At 54.3% G+C, this 1,253-nt stretch carries 2 protein-coding genes; one reads left to right on the plus strand and one right to left on the minus strand.

The genetic code is table 11. From position 1 onward, the window contains the following. Window positions 1–134: 134 nt before the first annotated feature. Complete coding sequence (locus tag Q4543_RS24360) at window positions 135–515, minus strand: VOC family protein (protein WP_303442736.1); 381 nt, start codon at window positions 513–515, stop codon at window positions 135–137. A gap of 39 nt (window positions 516–554) precedes the next feature. On the opposite strand from Q4543_RS24360, the gene Q4543_RS24365 reads away from it, so the two are divergent. Continuing rightward, window positions 555–1,097, plus strand: a complete 543-nt coding sequence (locus Q4543_RS24365; protein ID WP_303442737.1) for a winged helix-turn-helix transcriptional regulator — start codon at window positions 555–557, stop codon at window positions 1,095–1,097. The last annotated feature ends 156 nt before the right edge of the window (window positions 1,098–1,253 follow it).

The raw sequence follows: 1,253 nt of genomic DNA on the forward strand, positions 1-1,253 counted from the left end.
CTCCTCGCGAACCGAGCTGCATCGAACGCCAGCTCAAGGGAAAACGTTCCTTACAGCAGGAGTTTTTCAGCGGCCTGCTAAAGCCAAGCCTGCCAGAAGCCGACACCCCTCAGAGGCCATACATATTTCGTGTGTTACCCATTTCCTCCGGTCAAATCCTGCGCGAGCATCAATGCATTGCCGTCCGGGTCGTAGAAAGTCGCGGTCTTGACCATGCCCTCGACGACATCCGTCTCGCCATCAAATTTGACTTTGGCCTGCTCCAGCTTCTGCCGGGCCGAATCCAGCTCAACGATCCCAAAGACTGGCACGCAGTTGCCGGGTGTTGGCTTGGTGTGCTCGCCAAGGCCAATCACGACACCGGACGTGTTCGTCCGAAGCTCGGACCAACCCGCGTCATCGGCATGAAAGAGCAGCTCGAACCCCAGCATGGTTTCGTACCATTTTGCGCTTGCGTGGCGGTCTTTGACCGACATGGCGATGGTGATGGTCTGATCGACGGAAACAAGTGACATGGGCTTTCCTTAATATTAAAAATATACTAACTATACTTTATGGACATAAAGCTATTTGTCAACGTCACTTCAAGGGCCTGGGCAATGCCCATTTTATCGAGCCTGCATTCAGGTGTCGCCGGTAGGCAAGCGCCGCTCTTGGCTGCGACGGGCGCGAGCAGGACAGCCTTCACGCAAAGCATGGATCATTTGATCGAACTGGGCTTGCTCGAACGAAACCCCGGTTACGGTCATTCGCTGCGCCCGGAATTCCAGCTTACAAAGCTGGGGAGGACGGTCGCGGCCATCGCTGGTAAAATTCACGATATTTCTAACGAGGAGGATTGGCCCTTGCTGCGCCGATCATGGACTTTGCCGGTTCTGACGTCGCTTCACAAGCCAAGTTATTTCATGGACATCAAGCGACACCTGCCGACTGTTACAGACCGGGCGCTGTCTCAATCATTGAAATCAATAGAAGCAAGGAACTGGGTGTGCCGAAGTGTGGATGGAGCCGCCCGCCCACCTAGATCCATCTATAGTGCTGTGAATACTGGTGGCCTGATCAGTCAGGTTATTGCGCCCGAAGTCATTTTCAGCTAGCCGAACAGGCCATCAATGAAAGATGATGAATTCGCGAAGCAGCCATTGAGCTTGGCGGAGCAAACGGCAACTTTCTCCGGATGGTGTTGAAAAACTCGACCCGAATTTCCGGCCGGCGAGTTAGGCAGAGCGTTCCTGCTGATGTCTCACGCCGGT

The organism is Salipiger sp. 1_MG-2023, from assembly GCF_030547555.1.
GTDB lineage: Bacteria > Pseudomonadota > Alphaproteobacteria > Rhodobacterales > Rhodobacteraceae > Salipiger.